Origin of the sequence: Thermomonas mangrovi, assembly GCF_028201335.1 — a bacterium.
GTDB lineage: Bacteria > Pseudomonadota > Gammaproteobacteria > Xanthomonadales > Xanthomonadaceae > Thermomonas > Thermomonas mangrovi.
Window position 1 is genome coordinate 244,198 of sequence record NZ_JAPEVV010000006.1, and the last position, 20,014, is coordinate 264,211.

A 20,014-nucleotide genomic window follows, 5' to 3' on the forward strand; every position below is an offset into this window, starting at 1 on the left:
CCCGCGCCGCATTTGCGGCGCCGCGTGCAAACCGGGGACAATCCATCCCGAACGGATGGAGCATCACGGCATGGGTCACGAGCAGGTCGAACGCGAGGCGATGGAGTACGACATCGTCGTGGTCGGGGCAGGCCCCGGCGGGCTGGCGACGGCGATCCGCCTCAAGCAGCTGGCCAGCGAAGCCGGGCGGGAGGTCTCCGTCTGCGTGCTCGAGAAGGGCTCGGAACCGGGCGCGCACATCCTCTCCGGCGCGATCATGGATCCGCGGGCACTGGCCGAACTGTTCCCGGACTGGAAGGAGCGCGGCGCACCGTTGCGGCAGGCGGTGGCCGAGGACGAATTCCTGTTCCTCGACGAAACCGGCGCCAAGGCCACGCCGCACTGGCTGCTGCCGGACTGCTTCAAGAACGACGGCAACTACATCGTCAGCCTGGGCGCGGTGACGCGCTGGCTGGCGCAACAGGCCGAGGCGCTGGGGGTGGAGATCTTCCCCGGCTTCGCCGCCGCCGAGGTGCTGTACGACGAGGCCGGCGCGGTCAAGGGCGTGGCCACCGGCGACATGGGCATCGGCAAGGACGGCGAGCCGACCGAGCAGTTCCAGCGCGGCATGGAACTGCACGCGAAGTACACGATTTTCGCCGAGGGTTCGCGCGGCCAGCTGGGACGGCAACTCATCGCGAAGTACCAACTCGATGCCGGCAAGGACCCGCAGAGCTACGGCATCGGCATCAAGGAGCTGTGGCAGGCCGATCCGGCCAGGCACCGGCCGGGCCTGGTCGTGCACACCGCCGGCTGGCCGCTGGACAGCGACACCTACGGCGGTTCGTTCCTGTACCACGCCGAGGGCGGGCAGATCGCGATCGGCTTCGTGGTCGGGCTGGACTACAGGAATCCGTGGCTGAGCCCGTTCAACGAATTCCAGCGCTTCAAGACCCACCCGGCGATCCGTAAGCACCTCGAAGGTGGCAAGCGCATCGGCTATGGCGCGCGCAGCATCACCGCGGGCGGCCTGCTCAGCCTGCCGAAGACGGTGTTCCCCGGTGGCGCGCTAGTCGGCTGCGAGGCCGGCTATCTCAACGCCAGCCGGATCAAGGGCAGCCATGCCGCGATCAAGACCGGCATGCTGGCCGCCGAGGCCGCGTTCGCGGCGCTGGGCGAAGGCCGCCAACGCGACGAACTGGCCGCCTACCCCGCCGCGTTCGAGCGCAGCTGGCTGCATGCCGAACTGCAGCAGTCGAAGAACTTCAAGCAGTGGTTCAAGAAGGGCCGCACGTTCGCGACGCTGATGACCGGCATCGAGCAATGGCTGCTACCGAAGCTCGGCATCCGCAACCCGCCGTGGACCCTCCACCGCCAGGCGCCCGACCACGCCTGCCTGGAACCGGCCGCGACCCAGCCGAGGATCGAATACCCCAAGCCCGACGGGGTGTTGAGCTTCGACCGCCTGAGCTCGGTGTTCCTGTCCAGCACCCACCACGACGAGGACCAGCCGGCGCACCTGACGCTCAAGGATCCGTCGGTGCCGGTCGCGGTCAACCTGAAGGAATACGCCGGCCCGGAGGCGCGCTACTGCCCGGCGGGCGTCTACGAATTCGTCGGCGAGCCCGGCGCCGAGCGCCTGCAGATCAACGCCGCCAACTGCGTGCACTGCAAGACCTGCGACATCAAGGACCCCACCCAGAACATCGTCTGGGTTGCCCCGCAGGGCGGCGGCGGGCCCAACTACACCGGCATGTGACGCGAATGAAAAAGCCGCCCGAGGGCGGCTTTTTCAATCTGCGCGGAGTTCCGGGTTCCGCCGGACTGCCGCGATGCATGCCGCGCCGTCAGTGCAGCGGAACACCCGTCTTCGCCACTACTTCCTCGCGGGTCACGCCATCGGCGAGCTCCACCAGCTTCAGGCCCTCGGCGGTGACGTCGAACACGCCGAGCTCGGTGATGATGCGGTCGACCACGCCGACGCCGGTCAGCGGCAGCGTGCACGCAGGCAGGATCTTGGGTGCGCCGGCCTTGGTCGCGTGCTCCATCAGCACCACCACGCGCTGCACGCCGGCCACCAGGTCCATCGCGCCGCCCATGCCCTTGACCATCTTGCCGGGCACCATCCAGTTGGCGAGGTCGCCCTTGTCGGTGACTTCCATCGCGCCGAGGATCGCCAGGTCGATGTGGCCGCCGCGGATCATCGCGAACGAATCGTGGCTGCCGAAGTAGCTGGCGCCGGGCACCGCGGTGACGGTCTGCTTGCCGGCGTTGATCAGGTCGGCGTCCACCGTGTCCTCGGTCGGGAACGGGCCGATGCCGAGCAGGCCGTTCTCGCTCTGCAGCCACACCTCCATCCCCTCGGGGATATGGTTGGCCACCAGGGTGGGCAGGCCGATGCCGAGGTTGACGTAGGCGCCGTCGGTGAGTTCCTGCGCGGCGCGCGCCGCCATCTGGTCGCGGGTCCAGGCCATGTCAGTTGCCCTCCGGCTGGCGAATGGTGCGCTGTTCGATGCGCTTCTCGGGGGTCGGGTTGACCACGATGCGCTGCACGTAGATGCCGGGCAGGTGCACGTGGTCCGGATCGATGCTGCCGGTCTCGACCAGTTCCTCGACCTCGGCGATGCACACCTTGCCGGCCATCGCGCAGGCGGGATTGAAGTTGCGCGCGGTCTTGCGGAACACCAGGTTGCCGGCCCGGTCGGCCTTCCACGCCTTGACCAGCGAGACGTCGGCCTTCAGCGCGGTCTCCAGCACGTACCAGCGGCCATCGATCTGCCGGGTTTCCTTGCCGTCGGCGACGATGGTGCCGTAGCCGGTGGCGGTGAAGAACGCGGGGATGCCGGCGCCGCCGGCGCGCAGGCGCTCGGCCAGCGTGCCCTGCGGGTTGAACTCCAGTTCCAGCTCGCCGCCGAGGTACTGGCGCTCGAATTCCTTGTTCTCGCCCACGTAGGACGAAATCATCTTGCGGATCTGCCGGGTGCTCAGCAGCTGGCCCAGGCCGAAGCCGTCGACGCCCGCGTTGTTGGAGATGACCGTCAGGTCCTTGGCGCCGGAATCGCGCAGCGCGGCGATCAGGGCCTCGGGGATGCCGCACAGGCCGAAGCCGCCGACCGCGAGGGTCTGGCCATCGGCGACCAGGCCTTCGAGGGCCGCGGCGGCGCTGGGGTAGTGCTTGCTGGATGCAGGCGTGCTCTGGGCGGATGCCACGGGCAGGACTCCGGGACGTGGGGAGGGCGCCATTCTAGCGGCGCGGCCGGGCGCGCCCACCGTACCTTCGGGCAGGCGACGCGACCGGCGAACACCGTACTGCAGCGTATGCGCGGCTCCGGTAAAATGCCGGGCTCGCCCCCGTGGCGCCCTTCCCCACTAGGATTCCCCAGACGATGAAGATCCTCGTCGGCTACAAGCGCGTGGTGGACTACAACGTCCGCATCCAGGTCAAGCCGGACGGTTCCGGCGTGGTCACCGACGGCGTCAAGCTGTCGCCCAACCCGTTCGACGACATCGCGCTGGAAGAAGCGCTGCGCCTGCGCGACAAGGGCATCGCGACGGAAGTGGTGGTCGCCACCATCGCCCCGGCGGATGCCCAGGCGCACCTGCGCAACGGCCTGGCGATGGGCGCCAACCGCGCCATCCACCTGGTGGCCGACGGCCCGGTGCAACCGCTCACCGCCGCGCGCACCCTGCTCAAGCTCATCGAGAAGGAACAGCCGGACCTGGTGATCCTGGGCAAGCAGGCGATCGACGACGACGCCAGCCAGACCGGGCAGATGCTGGCCACGCTGTGGGGCCGCCCGCAGGCCACCTTCGCCAGCAAGCTCGACGTCGAAGGCGGCAAGGCCACCGTGGTGCGCGAGGTCGATGCCGGCCTCGAGACCCTGGAGGTCGAACTGCCGGCCGTGGTCACCACTGACCTGCGCCTCAACGAGCCGCGCTTCATCAAGCTGCCCGACATCATGAAGGCCAAGAGCAAGCCGCTGGAGTCGATCGCCTTCGCCGACCTCGGCGTGGAGGCAAACGAAGGCCTCAAGACCCTGCTGCATGCGCCGCCCGCCAAGCGCAGCCGCGGGGTGATGGTGAAGGACGCGGCCGAACTGGTCGCCGCACTCAAGCAGAAGGGGCTCCTCTGATGGCCAAGGTCCTGATCGTCGCCGAACACCTCAGCGGCAAGCTCAACGCCGCCACCGCCAAGTGCGTCTCCGCCGCGCAGGCGCTGTCGCCCGAGGCCATCGACATCGTCGTGTTGGCCGCCGATCCCGCCGGCGTCGCCGCCGAGGCCGCGCAGATCGCCGGCGTGGCCAGGGTGCTCGCCGTCGCCAACGCCGCGAACGAGCATGCGATCGCCCAGGTGCAGGCGCCGCAGGTGGCCGCGCTGGCCGCCGGCTACAGCCACGTGTTCGGCCCCTCCACCACCTTCGGCAAGGACCTGATGCCCTGCGTGGCCGCGCTGCTTGGCGTGAACCAGGTGTCCGACCTGATGGCGGTGGAAGGTACCCACACCTTCAAGCGCCCGATCTACGCCGGCAACGCCATCGTCACCGTGGAAGCGCCGGCCGGCCAGGCCGTGGTCGCCACCGTGCGCACGGCCTCGTGGCCGGAAGCCGCGCGCGGCGGCAACGCAACGGTCGAAGCCGCCTCCGTCGATGCCGCCCTGCCCGCGCACACGCGCTACGTCGCGCTCGCCGCCGGCAAGTCCGACCGCCCCGACCTGCAGAGCGCCAAGCGCGTGGTCTCCGGCGGCCGCGGCGTCGGTTCCGAGGAGAACTTCCGGGTGATCTACGCGCTGGCCGACAAGCTCGGCGCGGCGGTCGGCGCCTCGCGCGCCGCGGTCGACGCCGGCTACGTGCCGAACGAACTGCAGGTCGGGCAGACCGGCAAGATCATCGCGCCGGAGCTGTACGTCGCGGTCGGCATCAGCGGCGCGATCCAGCACCTCACCGGCATCAAGGACGCCGGCACCATCGTCGCGATCAACAAGGACGGCGACGCGCCGATCTTCGAGATCGCCGACATCGGCCTGGTCGGCGACCTGTTCCAGGTGCTGCCGGAGCTGGAAGCGGCGTTGTAAAGCCCCCGCCAAGCTGGGAACGGAAAGGCGCCCGAGGGCGCCTTTTTCGTTGGCTGGATGGTCCCGTCGATCGACCGCATCGCAGCCCGAAACTGCCGCGCCTCAGTGCACCCTTGTCAGGCGACCTGCCCGCTCGACGAAGCATGAACCAGTGGGATCACCGCAGGGTTCGCCACCCGCCTGCAACCCGACGACCCGCACCTTCAGCGCGTGGTCATCGTGGTAGAGCCGCACGGCATCGCCATCTCCCCACGAGAAGGGATCGAAGTAGGTTTCGGCGACGGCGATCGTCATTGGCGATGTCGCTTTATCGTGTTGCATCAGGCGAGCGTAATCGTAGAAGAGCGACTTGCTGTACGCGCCCTTCACCAACACGAAGTGCCTGGCATCCCTGAGAAAGCCGGTGTGCGCGGGCCAGGAGAGGAGCACGACCACGAGCAAGGTCGCGGCGACACCGGCGAGGCGCCGTTGCGGGAAGGGTGCGACCAGCGCGATGGCGACGAAGAAGTGCGGGACGTACAAGTACAGGGGATGCCTTTGGCTGCCCAGGAGAAGTACGGCCGACACCAGGACGCCAGCGACTGCGAACGACGCGATTCCGGCACGACTGCATCCTGCCAACACCGCCGCCAGAGCCGCGAAGCACAGCCCGACGAAGACATGCGTCTGGTTGCTGCCGGGAACGAACGCGTAGAACGCCTGCGCGAAATACCAGCCGACCCCTTCGATCACGCTCGCAGCGGTGAGCGTGAGCCCGTACGCACCGCCGTCGAGCGCGGCATGCTGGTGTCGGTACAGCCATGCGTAGCGCGCCAGGAACACCAGCGCGATGATCGCGTGGGGCAACAGTCGAATGCAGCGCTCGCGAATCCCGCCTCGCCTGAGCAACACGAATTCCCAGATCGCCAGCACCGCGACCAGGCCGAGCGCGAACTCCTTGGTCCGGATCGCCGCCACGTGGAGGACCAGGGACAACAACAGCCACGGCCACTTTCGGTCGGCGGATAGCACCGCATGCTGGTAGGCCAGCAACGTGCCGAGGACCAGGGTCGCACCGACGAGATCGAAGACCGCACCGATCCAGTGGACGGCGGTCAGCGTGGAGAACCAACAAGCCGACAACAAACCCGCGAGCAGCAACCGATAGGTCGGCAACCATGGCCGCGCGAGCAACATGAGAAGCGCAACGTTGAGCGCGTGCACGACCCACCACGCCTGGTTCCACGCCCCGTGCCTCAACCAGAATGCGCGGTAGAACCCGCGGATCACCAACTCGCCGACCGGTCGATCGTTGTACAGCGCATTGGGCAGGAGATGGACCGTCTCCGTCCACTCATGGAAGTGGACGCGCGCGAGCCATCCCCAGTCGTCTGCAAAGAAGAAATGCGCGGGGTCGAGCACCCACGCGTTGAACCACAACGCCGCCACCACGGCGATGGACATCGCCAGCCATTGCCGCAGGTCGCTGGCGGGTCGACCCGCGTCAGCCATGGCCGCGGTGGGATGGAATGACCTGCTTGGTGAAGTACAGGGGACGCCCCTTGGTTTCGTTGAACATGCGACCGATGTATTCGCCGAGGGCACCCAGCGCCAACAACTGGATGCCGCCGAGGAACAGGACCACGGACATCAACGACGGATAGCCCTTCACCGGATCGCCGAAGAGCACCGTCTTCACGATGATCGCCACGATCGCCACGAACGCGACCAGGGCGACGGCCAAGCCGAAGTATGTCGCCATCTTCAGCGGCGCGATGGTGAACGACGTGATCCCTTCGATCGCGAAGTTCCAGAGCTTCCAGTAGTTGAATTTCGTCTGGCCCGCCATCCTCGGATCACGATCGTATTCGACCGCGATGGAGGGATAGCCGATCCACGCGAACAGTCCCTTCATGAAGCGATGCTGTTCGCGCAGTTGACGGAGGGCTTGCACGGCCCTCCGGCTGAGCAGGCGGAAGTCGCCTGTGTCGCGCGGGATGTCGACCCGGGACAGCCTGCCGATGAGCTTGTAGAACCACGCGGCGCTCGCCTTCTTGAGCCAGGTCTCGCCTTCCCGCCGCCGCCGCCTCGCGAAGACGTTGTCGTACCCTGCATGCCACTGCTCGAGCAGGCGCGGGATGACCTCGGGCGGATCCTGGAGATCGGCGTCGATCACGACCACGGCTTCGCCGACGACGTGGTCGAGACCCGCGGCCATCGCGATCTCCTTGCCGAAATTGCGGCTCAGGTCGACCAGCGCGACTGCCGGATCACGGTCGCAGAGAGCCTCCAGCCAGGCGAGTGATCCATCGGTGCTGCCATCGTTCACGTACATGACCTCGTACGCAGGCACGCAGGCGCCCAACACCGCGGTCAATCGACGGTGGAATTCCGGGAGGACGTCGATCTCGTTGTACACGGGCACGAGCACGCTGAGCACCACGCCCTGCGCCGTCGTCGACCCGCCCCCGCTCTCCATACGACGGAACTCCTCACTCGCAGGGGATGGCTTTCACCGTGAGTTCCGCGAGGGACTTCCCGCCTTCCCGCTCCACGAGCTGGAACTTGGTATCCGGGAAGACCCAGTTGCCGGTCGTCGACTGGCCGGAAGGGCCGCCGTTGAGCCACAGCTTCCTCTCGCCCTTGGCATCGACCACGTAGATCGAAACCTCGGCCACCTGCTTGGAGGCGACGTCCCACTTCGCGGTGGAGGTGATCGCGCCGTCCACCGCATCGCAGGTGCGGAAGGAACCGGGATCGATCGAGAACATGGCGTCGCCGATGGGCGGCTGCACCTGCTTGGCCGCAGTGGGCGCAGCGGCCGCGGTGGGCGTCGAGGCCGCATCGTTCGGTGCAGGCGGGGCCTCCTGGCTGCAACCGACTGCGCCGCTCAGCGCAAGCGCGAGGGCAAGCGATCCGATCTTCATGGTGATTGAACTCCACGTTGGGGGTTTTGTCGTGGCATGGATCGGCGGAGGAAGCGCGGTCGCCAATCCTTCAGCTTCAGCGCCGGTCGCTCCAGGGACCACCAGGAGAGGTATCCCAGACCGACGGCGACCGCGGCTGCCATCAAAAAATTATGCCATGGGCGTGCGTCGGGGAATGCGGACACGACGAGTTGCTGGACCGGCCATCCCCAGAGGTAGATGCCGTAGGACGGGTCGCCCCAGCGCTCCAGGCGCGTCCATGCCGGCGTTCGGTATGCGAACCAGAAGCAGAAGTACGCGAGCGCGAGCGCGAACAGATAGGGCGCGGACTGGGTGCGCATCGACAGGTAGACCAGCAGGGCGAGCATCGCCATCGCGGCATGGCCGATGCGCAGCTCGTCCTTGTGCAGCTGCACGAGGATGCCGAGCAGGAAATAGCCCGCCAGGCGGAACCAGTCCTGGTGGAGCGGGATGAACTCCGGGTGGGCGATGCCCAGCCAGGCCAGCAGGGCGAGGGAGGCGGTTGCCAACCATCGCCGTCCCAACAAGCCGAACACCCCCAACGCTGCGGCCAGGAGATACATCCGCATCTCGGCCGGAAGCGTCCAGATCGACCCGTTCACGGCATCCCGCACATGGTCCTTGAACACACCCGGGAGTTGCCAAGCCATGTCCGAACTGAACCTGAGGTTCTTCCACACGTACGCGGCCACCTCGGGATTGCGCAGGTACTCGCCCGTGGAAAGTTCGGTCGCCAGCGGCCCGATGACGAACGCACTCGCCAACAACACCGCCGCGAAGGCCGGGACGATGCGCAACAGGCGCGCCTTGGCGAAATCGATCACGTCGCCACGCGCCAGGAAACTGCCGGACACCATGAACCCGCTGATCACGAAGAACATCGCGACCGCGATGTCGCCGCTGTACATCGGCCATCCAAGCCGGATGAAGACGTCTTGCGAACCATCCGGCTTGGCCAACGCGAAACTGTGGCCGTAGATCACGGCGAGCGCAGCGACGATGCGAAGCAACAGGAAATTGTCGCGCCGCATCGACAGGTAGTCTGAAACGCGCAGTGCGTCCATGGAGCCTCCGCTCATCGAATCCTTCTCCATCCCCTTCGTCCCTCCTCACCCGCTGTCGTCGCTGCGCGCTGCGGCTCTCCGCCACAGCATGGCGGATCAGGGGCTTCCCGGCCATGCACGGATCGTGATCCGCGGCACACGCCTCAACGACCGTCGTGCTTGCCGCGACCCCGCCCGCAGCCCGCGCTGCCGGCGGGATCCGCCCATGCCTGCTCGCCGCCGGCGGCATCCTGCATCCGCCAACCGCCTGCAACCAGCACCTGCGCCAAAACCGGGGACTCGGCGGGCGCCAGCACCACGTGCGACGGGCGCCACTGCGCCAGCGCGCTGCGCCATGCCATGCCGGTCGGATCCGCCTCGGCGCGTTGGCGCGCCTGCCAGGCTGCGGGGTCGTAGCGGCGGTGCACCGAGAAGGCCCGGCCGCGGCCGGCACCGACGAACGGGCGCCTCGGGTCGGCCATCAGCACGCATGCCATCGGTTCGCGGGCCATGATCGCCTCCAGCAACGCGCGTTCCGGGATCGCGGCGCGGAGGTGCGCGGCACGTCCTCCTGGCCCCTCCCGCAGCATCCGCGCCCATGCGTTCTGCTGCAGGGTCCAGCTGGTGGTCGGCATCAGCGCGGCGTCGACCACGACCAGCACCGACACCGCGGCCACGAACCCGCGCATCGGGGCCAACCGGGCGAGCGCGACGGTGCCGAGCACGACCAGCACGGCGTAGGCGGGGAACAGGTAGCGCAGGTACTGCATCTGCCAGAACAGCAGTGCGGCGACGGCGATCGCCCACGCGCCAAGCCAGGCCAGCGGCCGGCTCGTCCGCGCTGCCGCGAACAACGCCGGCAAGGTGGCCAGGAGCGCCAGGCCCGCGGCGCCCGGCGCGACCTGGCCGAACAGGTTGGAACGGAAGCTGAGGTCCCATGGCGCACGCCAGGTGATCCCCGCCATCCATTTCAGGTCGCGGAAATTCTCGAGCGGATACAGCGGCGAGCGAAAGACCGCATTGAAGAACGGGAACAACGGGTTGCCGGTGATGAACCACGCATAGGCATAGTTGGGCAGGGCGATCGCCACCCCGATCGCCAATGCCCGCGCCAGCCATCGTCCGCGCGCGGGGGATGTCCACGCGATCCACGCCAGCAGGGGCAGCGCGAACAGCAAGTTGACGGTCTTCAGGCCAAGCAGCAGTCCGCCGATCGCGCCGGTCGCCCATGGCCCGGGGCGGGCGGCGGGCGGGCTGGCAGCGATCGCCGCGAGGTGCAGCAGGATCGCCGCGCTGGCACCGTCCACCTGCATCGTGGTCGTGAAGTAGCCGGTGAAGGGCTGCGCCGCGAACACCGCGGCGGCGGCCAGCGCCACCGCGACCGGCGCGCCAAGCGCCAGCGCCAGCCGGCGCGCACCGTCGATCCCGAGCAGCAGCCAGATCGCGCCCATGGCCGCGCGCGCCTCGTGCCCGGCCAACATCGCGGCGATCGCGTGCAGGACGTTGTTGGCCCAGGGCGCCACCGCCCAGGCCTGGCGCTGCACGTCGAAGTGGTACCGCGCATCCGCGAGCAGTTGCGCCTGCATCACCAGGTGCACCGCGTTATCGTCGTAGTTGAGGCTGGGCAACCACAGCCCGAGGCTGGCGACGCTGGCGGCCGCCACCAGCAGCATCGACCAGGCCGGATGCGCGGCGGCGACGGCGCGTGCGGAGGCCAACGCGTCGCGCGACATCGCCAGCAAGGCCTGCCGTCGCCACGCCAGCACCACGACCGCCCCCAGCAGGTAGGCGCCGCGATGGTGGATCGGCAGTGGCAGGGTCCAGCCGACGATCGCGGCCAACACCGCAAGCCCCGCCAGCAAGGCGGTGGCGGATCCGCTGGATCGCGGCACGATGCAGCTGCCGATCCCGATCGCCACCAGCGCGAGCAGTGCGCCTGCGACCACGGTCGAAGGCCCCGCGAACGCCACCACCGCGATGCTCGCCGGGAGCGCCGCAAGCGCCACCCACCGCGTGCCGCCCGCACGCTGCCGGCGCGCCCCAGTCCATGCCAGGCCGGCGAGCACGGCTATCCAGCCGGCCAGCGCCACGAGCAACAGCCGGTAATCGCGCGCGACCTGGTCGCCGAGCTGGTAGGCCACGAACGCCACCAGCAGCACGCCGACCGGCAGCACGAACACCCAGCCGGCGAGACCGTTGCGCGCGGCGGATGACGTCATGGCGCGAACGCCAACAGCCCGGCCATGGCGTCGCCCCAATCCGCGCGGTCCACGCGCCTGCCGGCCACGCCCGCACCCGCCGCGGCAAGCACGTCGCTGTCGTGGTCGCCGACCAGGAACGAGGCTCCCGGCATCAACGCGAACCGCGCCAACGCCGCCAGCAACATGCCCGGCGCGGGCTTCCGGCACGCGCAGGCGACCCGGTATCCACCCTGCCCGGCCTCTGGATGATGCGGGCACCAGTAGGTCGCGAGCAGCGGCGTGCCGCGCCGGGCGAACTCGCGATGCATCCACGCGGTGTAGTCGAGGAAGGCGGCTTCGTCGTACAGCCCGCGCGCGATGCCGGCCTGGTTGGTCACCACGATCGCCAGGTAACCGCGCGCGGCGGCCGCGGCGACCAACGCGAAGATGCCGGGCACCCAATCGGTCTGCGCCGGCGCATGCACATAGCCGTGGTTGACGTTGACCACCCCGTCGCGATCCAGGAACAGGGCGCGGCGCGGCGTCGGCGCCGCCGCCAGCAGCGCATCGGCGGCCGGGTCGAGATAGGGCGGGCGGATCGCCGGCGCGGTCACGGCGCGTCCGCGAACAAGCCCTGCGCGCGCGCGAAATCCTCCGGCACGCCGATGTCGATGAAGCCCGCGGTCGCGGTGAAGGCCGCCACCTCGCCGCGCGCGACGCGTGGCTGCAACACCGCATGTTCGAAGGAGAACGCCTGCGTCGCCGGCAGCGCGTCCAGCGCGCGGGCATCCAGGAAGTAGCAGCCCGCGTTGATCCAGCCCGGGCCGCGCTCGCCCTTCTCACGGAAGGCGACCGCGCGGCCGGCGTCGATGTCCACGGCGCCGTAGCGGGCGACGTCGTCCACCCGGGCCAGGGCCATCGCCATCGGCGCATCGATCGATCGCGCCGCCGCCTCCAGCGCCGCGGGCGCGTACGCCAGCCAGGTATCGCCGTTCAGGACATGCGTGCCGCTGCCCTGCAGGAGGCGCGCGGCGAGCCGGATCGCGCCACCGGTGCCGAGTGGCGCGGGTTCGACCGAATACGCGATCTCCATGCCCTGCCAGCGCGGGCCGACCACGGCCTCGATGCGCTCGGCGAGGTAGCCGGTGGCGAGGATGCAGCGACGGATGCCGTCGCCGGCGAGGCGATCCAGCAGGCGCGCCAGGAACGGGCGGCCGGCGACCGGCGCGAGCGGTTTCGGCAGGTCGTCGACGATCCCGCGCAGGCGCGTGCCGAAGCCGCCGGCGAGGACGATGGCCTCGTCAGCCGGCATCGCGCGGATGCATGCGCGCCTCGACCAGCGCGCAGAGCAAATGGCCGACGAACTCGTGGCCTTCCTGGATCCGCGGCGTCTCGTCCGAGGGCATGCGGAAGGCGATGTCGGCCAGCGGCGCCAGCGTGCCGCCGTGGCGACCGGTGAAGGCGAGCACGCGCATGCCGCGCGCGCGCGCGGCCTCGGCGGCCCGCAGCACGTTCGGCGAGTTGCCGGACGTGGAGATCGCGACCAGCACGTCGCCGGCGCGGCCGAGCGCCTCGACCTGGCGGGCGAAGGTGTAGTCGTAGCCGTAGTCGTTGCCGACCGCGGTGAGGATGCTGGTGTCGGTGGTCAGCGCGATCGCCGCCAGCCCGGGCCGGTCGTAGTAGAACCGGCTGACCAGTTCGCCGGCCCAGTGCTGCGCGTCCGCGGCGCTGCCGCCATTGCCGCAGAACAGCAGCTTGCCGCCGCCGCGCAACGCTTCCACGCAGGCCTCCACCGCGCGCTGCAGGTCGGCATGCAATGGCGCATCCGCCGCCAGCGCCTGCATGTTGGCCAAGGCCTTGCGGAACTCGGCGTCGATGTAATCCTTCACGGCACCCTCCAGGCCACTGCCCCGGCCGGGTTGAAGTGGAAATCCAGCAGGCGACCGCCTTCGCCCTGCAGCGCACGCGCCAGGCGGATGCGGTCGACCGGGTCGCAGGCGAACATCATGAAGCCGCCGCCGCCCGCGCCCGAGACCTTGGTCGCGGTGGCGCCATGCGCGCGCGCAGTTGCTTCGAGCGCATCGATCATCGGGTTGCTGATGCTGCTGGCCATGCGCTTCTTCGCCTCCCAACCCTGCTGCAGGGTGGCGGCAAAGGCGCGCAGGTCGCCGCGCAACAGGGCCTCCTTCATCTGCACCGCCTCGCGCTTGAGCGCGTGCATGGCGTCCAGCGCCTCGGCGGCCCCGCGTTCCGCGTTGCGTGACTGCTCGTCGATGATCCGCGCCGACTCGCGCGACACGCCGGTGAAATACAGCAGCAGCGAGGCCTCGAGTTCGGCGAGCACCCAGTCCTTGATGCGCAGGGGATTGACGATGACGCGGTCGCCGGCATGGAACTCCATGAAGTTGAAGCCGCCGAACGCCGCCGCGTACTGGTCCTGCTTGCCGCCGGCCAGGGCCAGGTCCTGGCGCTCGACCTCGTAGGCCAGGTGCGCGACTTCGTATTCGCCGAGGCCCAGCGCGAAGTACTCCGCGAATGCCGCCACCAGCGCGACCACCAGGGTCGAGGACGCGCCCAGGCCCGAACCCGGCGGCGCATCCGACCAGGTGCGGATCCGCAGTGGCGGGCGTTCGCCACCGAGGAAGTCGCGGCTGATGCGCAGGTACACGCCCGCCAGCAACTGCAACGGCCCCGGAGCGACCTCGAGGGCGGCCGGCGCGCAACTGGCCTGCACGCCGCCATCGAGCGCATGCAGCTCGACCAGCGCGTCGCCGGCTTCGATCGTCGCATGCGCGTACTTGTCGATGGCGGCGTTCATCACGTAGCCGCCGTGCAAGTCGCAATACGGCGCGACATCGGTCCCGCCACCGGCCAATCCCAGCCGCAACGGCGCGCGTGCCCGCACGATCATGCCCGTTCCTCCCGCGCTGCGATCCCCAGCGCCCCGAGCAGGGTAGCCTGCAGCGCCGCGCGCGAGAACCTCGCCCCGGCATACGCCGCCCCGGCGCGCGATGCCGACAACCAGGCCTGGTCGTCATCCAGCCACGCGAGGATCGCGTCGGCCAGCGCCGCCGGGTCGTCGGCCACGGTGCATGCGGCTTCCACGCCCGGCAGCCCCTGCGCGCCCACGCTGGTGGTGACCAGCGGCAACCCCTGCTGCAGCGCTTCCACGACCTTGCTCTTGACGCCGGCGCCGAAGCGCAGCGGCACCACCGCCACCCGCGCCGCGCCATAGCGGCGCTGCAATTCGGCGTCGCTGACGAACCCGGTCACCTCGACCCGCTCGCCGGCGAGAGCCAACACCTCTGCGGTCGGGTTCGAGCCGACCAGCGACAGGCGCACGCCGGGACGCCGCGCCCACACCGCCGGCATGATCGCTTCCACCAGCCAGCGTGCGCCATCCACGTTCGGCGGATGCGCGAAGCCGGCGACGAACAGCACGCCGGCGCGACCTGCCGGCATCGCATCATCGACGAATCGGTCGTAGGCATACGGCAAGACCGCGCGCGCATCGACCGCGGGTTCCAGCGCGCGTACCTGGGCCGCCTCGTCCTCGGAGGGATACAGCACGACGTCGTGGCGCCGCCACAGCGCGCGTTCGCGGGCCTGCATCGCATCCGCCTCCCGCTGCAGGCGCGCGGCATCGTCGCCGCCGGCCTGCGCGGCCTGTTCGTGCATGCGCCGGAAATGTAGGTCGTGTCCGTAGTAGGCGACCGCGCAGCCAGCGAGCGCGCGCACGGCGTCGAGGTGCGCCTCGGCCACGTCGGGCCGCGACAGCAGCACCGCGTCGGGCCGGAGCCCGGTCTCGCGCAGCATCGCGCCGATGCCCTCGCGCCAGCGCGCGCCGTGGAAGACTTCCACGCCCATCGCCTGCAGCCGCGACGTGTACACCGGGTCGTGCCAGAGGTTGTCCGGCCAGAACTTGACCACCGCGCCGGCATCCAGCAAGGACTGCATGAACGCGACCATCGTGCGCGAGCCGGCGTCGCGGTCGGGTTGCGGCACGTAGTGGTCGACCACCAGCACCACCGGTCGGTCCCATGCGCGGTCGCGCGCGCGCGCGACCTGCTCGGCGTTCGGGAAATGCGCCGCGAGCGCATCTTCCCAGCGTGCGCGGAAGGTCGCCTGGTTGCGCACCTGGTAGGCCTTCACCCCGCCGCCGGTGTCGGTGCCGTGCGAGATCCCTTCGTGGTGCACCACCCGCGAGAATGGCGTGTAGTAAGCCTGCAGGCCGAGCTCGCGGACCCGGAAGCAGAGGTCGGAATCCTCGCAATAAGCCGGCGCGTAACGCGGGTCGAAGCCGCCCAGCCGCGCAAACAACGCGTGCGGCAGCAGCAGGGACGCGCCGGAACAATAGTCGACGCGTCGCACGTAGTTGAACTCGGTGGCGTCGGGATCGCCGAGCCGGCCGTAGTTCCACGCCGACGCATCGCGCCACACGATGCCGCCGGCTTCCTGCAGCCGGCCATCGGGGAACAGCAGCATGGAGCCGGCGACCCCGGCATCCGGGTGCAGGTCGAACACCTCCAGCAGCGCATCCAGCCAGCCCGGGGTGACTTCGGTGTCGTTATTGAGGAAGCAGACGTATTCGCCGCGGGCCAGTTCGAGCGCCTGGTTGCAGGAGCGCAGGAAGCCGAGGTTCTCGGGATTCTCGTGGTAGCGCAGGCCCGGCACGGCGCGCAGCGCGGCCATGGCCGGATCGCCGGACGCGTCCTCGAGCACCAGCACTTCCGCGCTGGCCAGCGTCGGATGCGCCTGCAGCGAGCGCAGGCAGCGCGCGGTGTAGTCCGGCTTGCCCCAGGTCGGGATGACGATGGTGACCGTCGGCGCTTCGACCGCCGGGAACGCGAGGCCCGCGAAGTGCATGGGGCCGAGGTCTTGCTGCGTAGGCATCGATGCGGCCGGAGCGGGCCCGTCCGCTGGCACGGGGGCCGGCGCCACCCGCGCGGCGCCGGCGGGCCGCGCGGGCAACACCGGTTCGGCGGAGACGCCCCGCCACTTGGCCAGCAAACGCCGCAAGGGCGCGGTCGCGCGCCAGCTGGTCGATTGCACGAGTTCGCGCGCGAAGCCGGTGACCGCGTCGGCGTGGCGACGCTCGGCCTCGAGTGCGCGCTCCTCGGCCTGCAGGCGGGACTGCAAGCCCGCCACGTCGGCCTCGAGCGCCTGCGCGCGCGCGCTGGCCTCACCGAGCAAGGCGTTGGCTTCCAGACGCGCGTCATTGGCCTCCGCCAGTGCGGCACCGAGGCCTTCGATCGACACTTGCGCCGCGACCGCATCGGCATCCGCGCGGCGCGCCCAGGCGAGCTTCTCGTCGCGATCGGCCTCGAGTTGCCGATAGGCCAGGCCGAGGGCCGCCAACTCGCGTTGCTGCGCCTCGGCCCAGGCCAGCTTCTCGCGGCGGTCGGCCTCGACCTTGGCCAAGTCCGCACGCACGTCCGCCAAGGCCGCATCCAGCGCCTGCGCCCATGCCAGCTTTTCGCGGCGGTCGGCCTCGACCTTGGCCAAGTCCGCACGCACGTCCGCCAGGGCCGCATCCAGCGCCTGCGCCCATGCCAGCTTTTCGCGACGGTCTGACTCGACCTTCGCGAGGTCCGCGCGCAGGTCCACCATCGCGGCATCCAGGTCCTGCGCCCAGCGGACCGCGTCGGCATGCTCCGCCTGCAACGCACGGTGGTTGGCCTGCAGGGTCGCCAGTTCATCGACCAGGCCAGCGCCCCATCGACCTTGCTGGTCGAGTTCGCCCTGCAGGCGGCCGGCCATCGCCTGCGCCTCCCCCGCTTGCGCACGCGCATGCGCCAGCATCTCCGCCAGCCCGTCCAGCGCGGCTTCCGCCGGCGCCCATCGCGCCTCGCAAACTGCGGTGGCGCGGGCGGCGGCGTCGAGCGGCGCCACGCCCTCCTCCAGCGCTGCCTGCAGCGGCGCGACCAGCGCCGGCGGTTCGTTCGTCGCGGCATGGTGGCGCAGGGTCGGCGACAGGAACGCAGCCACGGTGTCCGGATCCGCGGGATGCGGCAGGCGCAAGCCGGTGGCGTCGACGAGTGCGCGCATTGCGCCGCTCCAGTCGGCAAGCAGCGCGTCGTAGCGGATCGCATGCCGGGCCATGCCCTCGCTGCCTGCGAGGGCATCCAGCAGGTAGCGCGCCCACAACAGATGGCCGACGCCGCGCGGCAAGCCATCCCGTGCTTCGAGCGACGCCGCCACCTCGTCGGCGTGGCGCAGGGCGAACACCGCCACCGCGTCGATCCCGCGTTCGGCCATCGCCCGCCGCCACAGCGGCACGAACCGACACAGCCGCGGGTCCTTCACCGCCCAGGCGGGATGCCCGGCGAACTCGCGGTCCAGCAATGCCCCGATGCCCGCCTGCGCCTCCCGCGCCGCCGGATGCTCCAGCCAGTCACGCGGCAGGGCGCGCGGATCGTCCCAGGCGCGTCCGAGTGCGGCGAGCAGGCGTTCGTGCAGCGCCACGACCTCGCGGTGTTCCCAGAATCCGGTCGGGTTGTCCACCGCCGCGGGCAACAGCGCGTCGCCCAGGGCGATGCCGTGCAGGGCGAGCAAGCGGGTCAGCGCGGACGTCCCGCTGCGGTGCATCCCAAGCACGAGTACCCCGACCTGCCGGCCGGTGGCCCGCCCTTCGTCCGCCGGGCGCCGCCGCCCGGGTTGTGCCTGCGCAGTCCCCACGGCGCGTCGGCCTCAGCGCTGGGGCGCGGGTTGCGACACCGGCGTCGACGGCATGACTTGCGTGGTCGGCGACGGTCCCGGCAGCGACAGGTCGATCAACTCGAAGCGTTGGCGCAGCGAACGGGTGAGCTCCTCGGCTTCGGTGTCCGTCTCGATGATGTAGGGCACCACCATCAGCACCAGCTCGGTCTTGCTGCGCTCGCGGGACTGGGTCTTGAACAAGTTGCCCAGCACCGGCACGTCCTTGAGGTACGGCACGCCGGCGTCGCCGGTGGTTTCCTTCTGCGACATCAGTCCGGCGATCAGGATCGCGCTGCCGTCCTTGAGGCTGAGGTTGGTGCTGTAGGACCGGTTGAAGATCGACGGCGATTTCACCGAGGCATCGGCGCCGAGCGGTTGCGCCTCGCTGACCTCTTGCCGCAACTGGAGGTCGACCCGGTCATCGGAATAGACCACCGGCTTCATCGTGATCAGGATGCCGGTCTTGCGGTATTGCACGTTCTGGATGATCCCGGTGTTGCCGTCGGTCTGGATGCCCGAGGTCGCTTGCGAGGTGATCGTCGGTACTTCGGTGCCGACGTCGAACGAGGCTTCCTCGCCGCTCTTCACCATCAGGCGCGGCGTCGACAGGATGTTGACCCGTCCCTTCTCGGCCATCGCCTTGAGCGTGGCGCGGGTCTGCCCGCCGATGTCGAGCAGGTAAGTCAGCCCACTGCCGCCGAGGCCGCTGAAGGTGCCGGACTGGATCTGTCCGTTGGAGATGCCGCTGTTGGTCAGCGCCTTCCAGGCGATGCCGAAATCCTCGTTGTCGGTCAGCGTCACTTCCGCGATCGTGACCTCCACCATGACTTGCCGTGGCGCGCGGTCCATCTGCTGGATCAGCGGCAGCAGGCGCCCCCAGTCGGTCGCGGAGCCTTGGTAGATCAGGGCATTGCGCGGCTCGTCCAGGGTGAGCTTGCCGCGCGCCAGGTCGCCGCTGCCGGAGGACGACTGGGCGTTGGCCGGGACTTGCTCCACGACCGGCGGCGGCGGGACGCCCACCTGGCTGCCATCGATCGCGTTGCGCGTGGAGCCGCCCGACTTGGCGCTGCGCACGCCGTTGATGGTTTCCGAAATCTCCTTGGCCTGGGTGTTCTTCACCAGGTAGTAGAAGAGTCCGTCGGTGCCGCCCGTCGGGTTCGGCCTGTCGATGTCGCGCGACCACGCGATCGCGTGTTCGAGCACGGCACGATCGGCGGCGAACACCAGCACCGAGTTCGAGGCTTCCAGCGGCAGCACGAGCACCGCTGCGTTGCTCACGCTGTTGCCGTACAGGGCCGCCGCGTAGCCTTCGGCGCCGAGGACTTCGATCAGTCGCTTGGACAATTCGCCGGCGGTCACGAAGGCCGGCTCCAGGCGTGCGCTCTGGCGGCCGCGCATGAACGGCGAGTCGAAGACCTTGATCGCGTCGAGGGCCTGCCGCACCAGTTCCGGGCGCCCCATCAGCATGATCGCGTTGCGGTTGGAATCCGCCTGGATGGTCAGTCCTTCGGTCTTGAACGCGACGTTCAACAACGTCGTCACGTCGGTGGCCCGCGCCGACTGCAACTCGACCAACTGGAACACGGGGCGATGGCTGATCGGGACCTCTGGCAGGGCGCGGCCGCTGACTACGAGCGGCGGCACGCCGCCGGCGCCGTCGCGGGCGCGCGAGAAGAACACCAGGCCCGAGCTGTAGTCGGTGGCCACGCCATAGGTCCGCAGGACCTGCACCGCGAGCCGATAAAAGTTTTGCGGGGTTTGCGGCCCGGACGTACGCAGCGTCACCAGGTCGTTCATCTTCGCGACCTGCGGGTCCATCTGGAACCCGGCGCCGAGGATCGCGCCAAAGAACTCGTTGATGAAGGCCGGAACCGGCATCCCTTCGATATTGACGTTGACGCTGCCGCCCTTGAGCGGCGGCATCGGCTCCCCGGCCGCACCGGCGACCAACACGCCCCGCGCATCCGCGCCGGCCAGGCCGGGCATCCGCGGGGTGTCGGTGCGCCGCAGGCCGGTGGCCTGTGGCGACGACGGCTCGTCACCCTGCATGCCGAGCCCTTCGTTCATTGCGCCGCTGGATGCCGGCGCGGGCAGGGGCTGGGGCACCGCCAGCAT

The 20,014-nt window shown here is 69.7% G+C and carries 16 protein-coding genes; 3 read left to right on the forward strand and 13 right to left on the reverse strand.

What is annotated here, in order from left to right; genetic code table 11:
* Nucleotides 1–70: 70 nt before the first annotated feature.
* Nucleotides 71–1,738, forward strand: coding sequence for an electron transfer flavoprotein-ubiquinone oxidoreductase (locus tag ON759_RS09995; protein WP_271680224.1), 1,668 nt, complete (start codon nt 71–73; stop codon nt 1,736–1,738).
* 88 nt (nt 1,739–1,826) lie between these two features.
* Here the strand turns inward: ON759_RS09995 and ON759_RS10000 are convergent, their stop codons facing one another.
* Together ON759_RS10000 and ON759_RS10005 are read right to left on the reverse strand one after the other, a co-directional pair.
* Complete coding sequence (locus ON759_RS10000; protein WP_271680225.1) at nt 1,827–2,453, reverse strand: CoA transferase subunit B; 627 nt, start codon at nt 2,451–2,453, stop codon at nt 1,827–1,829.
* A 1-nt stretch (nt 2,454) separates the two neighbouring features.
* Nucleotides 2,455–3,189, reverse strand: coding sequence for a CoA transferase subunit A (locus ON759_RS10005; protein ID WP_271680226.1), 735 nt, complete (start codon nt 3,187–3,189; stop codon nt 2,455–2,457).
* A 176-nt stretch (nt 3,190–3,365) separates the two neighbouring features.
* On the opposite strand from ON759_RS10005, the gene ON759_RS10010 reads away from it, so the two are divergent.
* Together ON759_RS10010 and ON759_RS10015 are read left to right on the forward strand one after the other, a co-directional pair.
* Nucleotides 3,366–4,112 carry an electron transfer flavoprotein subunit beta/FixA family protein gene (locus ON759_RS10010; protein ID WP_271680227.1) on the forward strand — a complete coding sequence of 249 codons (747 nt, stop codon included), beginning with the start codon at nt 3,366–3,368 and terminating at the stop codon, nt 4,110–4,112.
* Nucleotides 4,112–5,050 carry an electron transfer flavoprotein subunit alpha/FixB family protein gene (locus tag ON759_RS10015; protein ID WP_271680228.1) on the forward strand — a complete coding sequence of 313 codons (939 nt, stop codon included), beginning with the start codon at nt 4,112–4,114 and terminating at the stop codon, nt 5,048–5,050. The genes ON759_RS10010 and ON759_RS10015 overlap by 1 nt, the downstream gene beginning before the upstream one ends.
* Before the next feature lie 102 nt (nt 5,051–5,152).
* On the opposite strand, the gene ON759_RS10020 is transcribed toward ON759_RS10015, so the two are convergent.
* The 11 genes from ON759_RS10020 to ON759_RS10070 all read right to left on the reverse strand — a co-directional run bounded on the left by ON759_RS10020 (nt 5,153) and on the right by ON759_RS10070 (nt 20,005).
* Entirely contained in the window at nt 5,153–6,541 is a 1,389-nt protein-coding gene (locus tag ON759_RS10020) for a hypothetical protein (protein WP_271680229.1), read from the reverse strand.
* Complete coding sequence (locus ON759_RS10025; RefSeq protein ID WP_271680230.1) at nt 6,534–7,508, reverse strand: glycosyltransferase family 2 protein; 975 nt, start codon at nt 7,506–7,508, stop codon at nt 6,534–6,536. Before ON759_RS10025 ends, ON759_RS10020 begins: the two co-directional genes overlap by 8 nt.
* A 13-nt stretch (nt 7,509–7,521) precedes the next feature.
* Nucleotides 7,522–7,956 (reverse strand): hypothetical protein, encoded by a 435-nt coding sequence (locus ON759_RS10030; RefSeq protein WP_271680231.1) that lies wholly within the window; start codon nt 7,954–7,956, stop codon nt 7,522–7,524.
* Nucleotides 7,953–9,071 (reverse strand): acyltransferase family protein, encoded by a 1,119-nt coding sequence (locus ON759_RS10035; protein ID WP_271680232.1) that lies wholly within the window; start codon nt 9,069–9,071, stop codon nt 7,953–7,955. The genes ON759_RS10030 and ON759_RS10035 overlap by 4 nt, the downstream gene beginning before the upstream one ends.
* A gap of 113 nt (nt 9,072–9,184) precedes the next feature.
* Entirely contained in the window at nt 9,185–11,239 is a 2,055-nt protein-coding gene (locus ON759_RS10040; protein ID WP_271680233.1) for a hypothetical protein, read from the reverse strand.
* Nucleotides 11,236–11,814 carry an HAD-IIIA family hydrolase gene (locus ON759_RS10045; RefSeq protein WP_271680234.1) on the reverse strand — a complete coding sequence of 193 codons (579 nt, stop codon included), beginning with the start codon at nt 11,812–11,814 and terminating at the stop codon, nt 11,236–11,238. The genes ON759_RS10040 and ON759_RS10045 overlap by 4 nt, the downstream gene beginning before the upstream one ends.
* Nucleotides 11,811–12,512 (reverse strand): nucleotidyltransferase family protein, encoded by a 702-nt coding sequence (locus ON759_RS10050; protein WP_271680235.1) that lies wholly within the window; start codon nt 12,510–12,512, stop codon nt 11,811–11,813. Before ON759_RS10050 ends, ON759_RS10045 begins: the two co-directional genes overlap by 4 nt.
* Nucleotides 12,502–13,089: a D-sedoheptulose-7-phosphate isomerase gene (locus ON759_RS10055; RefSeq protein WP_271680236.1), complete on the reverse strand. Its 588-nt coding sequence runs from the start codon at nt 13,087–13,089 to the stop codon at nt 12,502–12,504. Before ON759_RS10055 ends, ON759_RS10050 begins: the two co-directional genes overlap by 11 nt.
* On the reverse strand, nt 13,086–14,111 hold the full coding sequence (locus tag ON759_RS10060; protein ID WP_271680237.1) for a GHMP family kinase ATP-binding protein: 1,026 nt from the start codon (nt 14,109–14,111) through the stop codon (nt 13,086–13,088). The genes ON759_RS10055 and ON759_RS10060 overlap by 4 nt, the downstream gene beginning before the upstream one ends.
* Nucleotides 14,108–17,788: a glycosyltransferase gene (locus ON759_RS10065; protein ID WP_271680298.1), complete on the reverse strand. Its 3,681-nt coding sequence runs from the start codon at nt 17,786–17,788 to the stop codon at nt 14,108–14,110. Before ON759_RS10065 ends, ON759_RS10060 begins: the two co-directional genes overlap by 4 nt.
* 102 nt (nt 17,789–17,890) lie before the next feature.
* Nucleotides 17,891–20,005: a type II secretion system protein GspD gene (locus ON759_RS10070; protein WP_271680238.1), complete on the reverse strand. Its 2,115-nt coding sequence runs from the start codon at nt 20,003–20,005 to the stop codon at nt 17,891–17,893.
* Nucleotides 20,006–20,014: the final 9 nt, after the last annotated feature.

Coding starts and splice junctions, on each gene's coding strand:
- ON759_RS10060 (WP_271680237.1), bottom strand. CDS start 14,111: ATGATCGTGCGGGCACGCGCGCCGTTGCGGCTGGGATTGGCCGGTGGC.
- ON759_RS10015 (WP_271680228.1), top strand. CDS start 4,112: ATGGCCAAGGTCCTGATCGTCGCCGAACACCTCAGCGGCAAGCTCAAC.
- ON759_RS10025 (WP_271680230.1), bottom strand. CDS start 7,508: ATGGAGAGCGGGGGCGGGTCGACGACGGCGCAGGGCGTGGTGCTCAGC.
- ON759_RS10000 (WP_271680225.1), bottom strand. CDS start 2,453: ATGGCCTGGACCCGCGACCAGATGGCGGCGCGCGCCGCGCAGGAACTC.
- ON759_RS10040 (WP_271680233.1), bottom strand. CDS start 11,239: ATGACGTCATCCGCCGCGCGCAACGGTCTCGCCGGCTGGGTGTTCGTG.
- ON759_RS10010 (WP_271680227.1), top strand. CDS start 3,366: ATGAAGATCCTCGTCGGCTACAAGCGCGTGGTGGACTACAACGTCCGC.
- ON759_RS10020 (WP_271680229.1), bottom strand. CDS start 6,541: ATGGCTGACGCGGGTCGACCCGCCAGCGACCTGCGGCAATGGCTGGCG.
- ON759_RS10035 (WP_271680232.1), bottom strand. CDS start 9,071: ATGGAGAAGGATTCGATGAGCGGAGGCTCCATGGACGCACTGCGCGTT.
- ON759_RS10030 (WP_271680231.1), bottom strand. CDS start 7,956: ATGAAGATCGGATCGCTTGCCCTCGCGCTTGCGCTGAGCGGCGCAGTC.
- ON759_RS10050 (WP_271680235.1), bottom strand. CDS start 12,512: ATGCCGGCTGACGAGGCCATCGTCCTCGCCGGCGGCTTCGGCACGCGC.
- ON759_RS10065 (WP_271680298.1), bottom strand. CDS start 17,788: ATGCACCGCAGCGGGACGTCCGCGCTGACCCGCTTGCTCGCCCTGCAC.
- ON759_RS09995 (WP_271680224.1), top strand. CDS start 71: ATGGGTCACGAGCAGGTCGAACGCGAGGCGATGGAGTACGACATCGTC.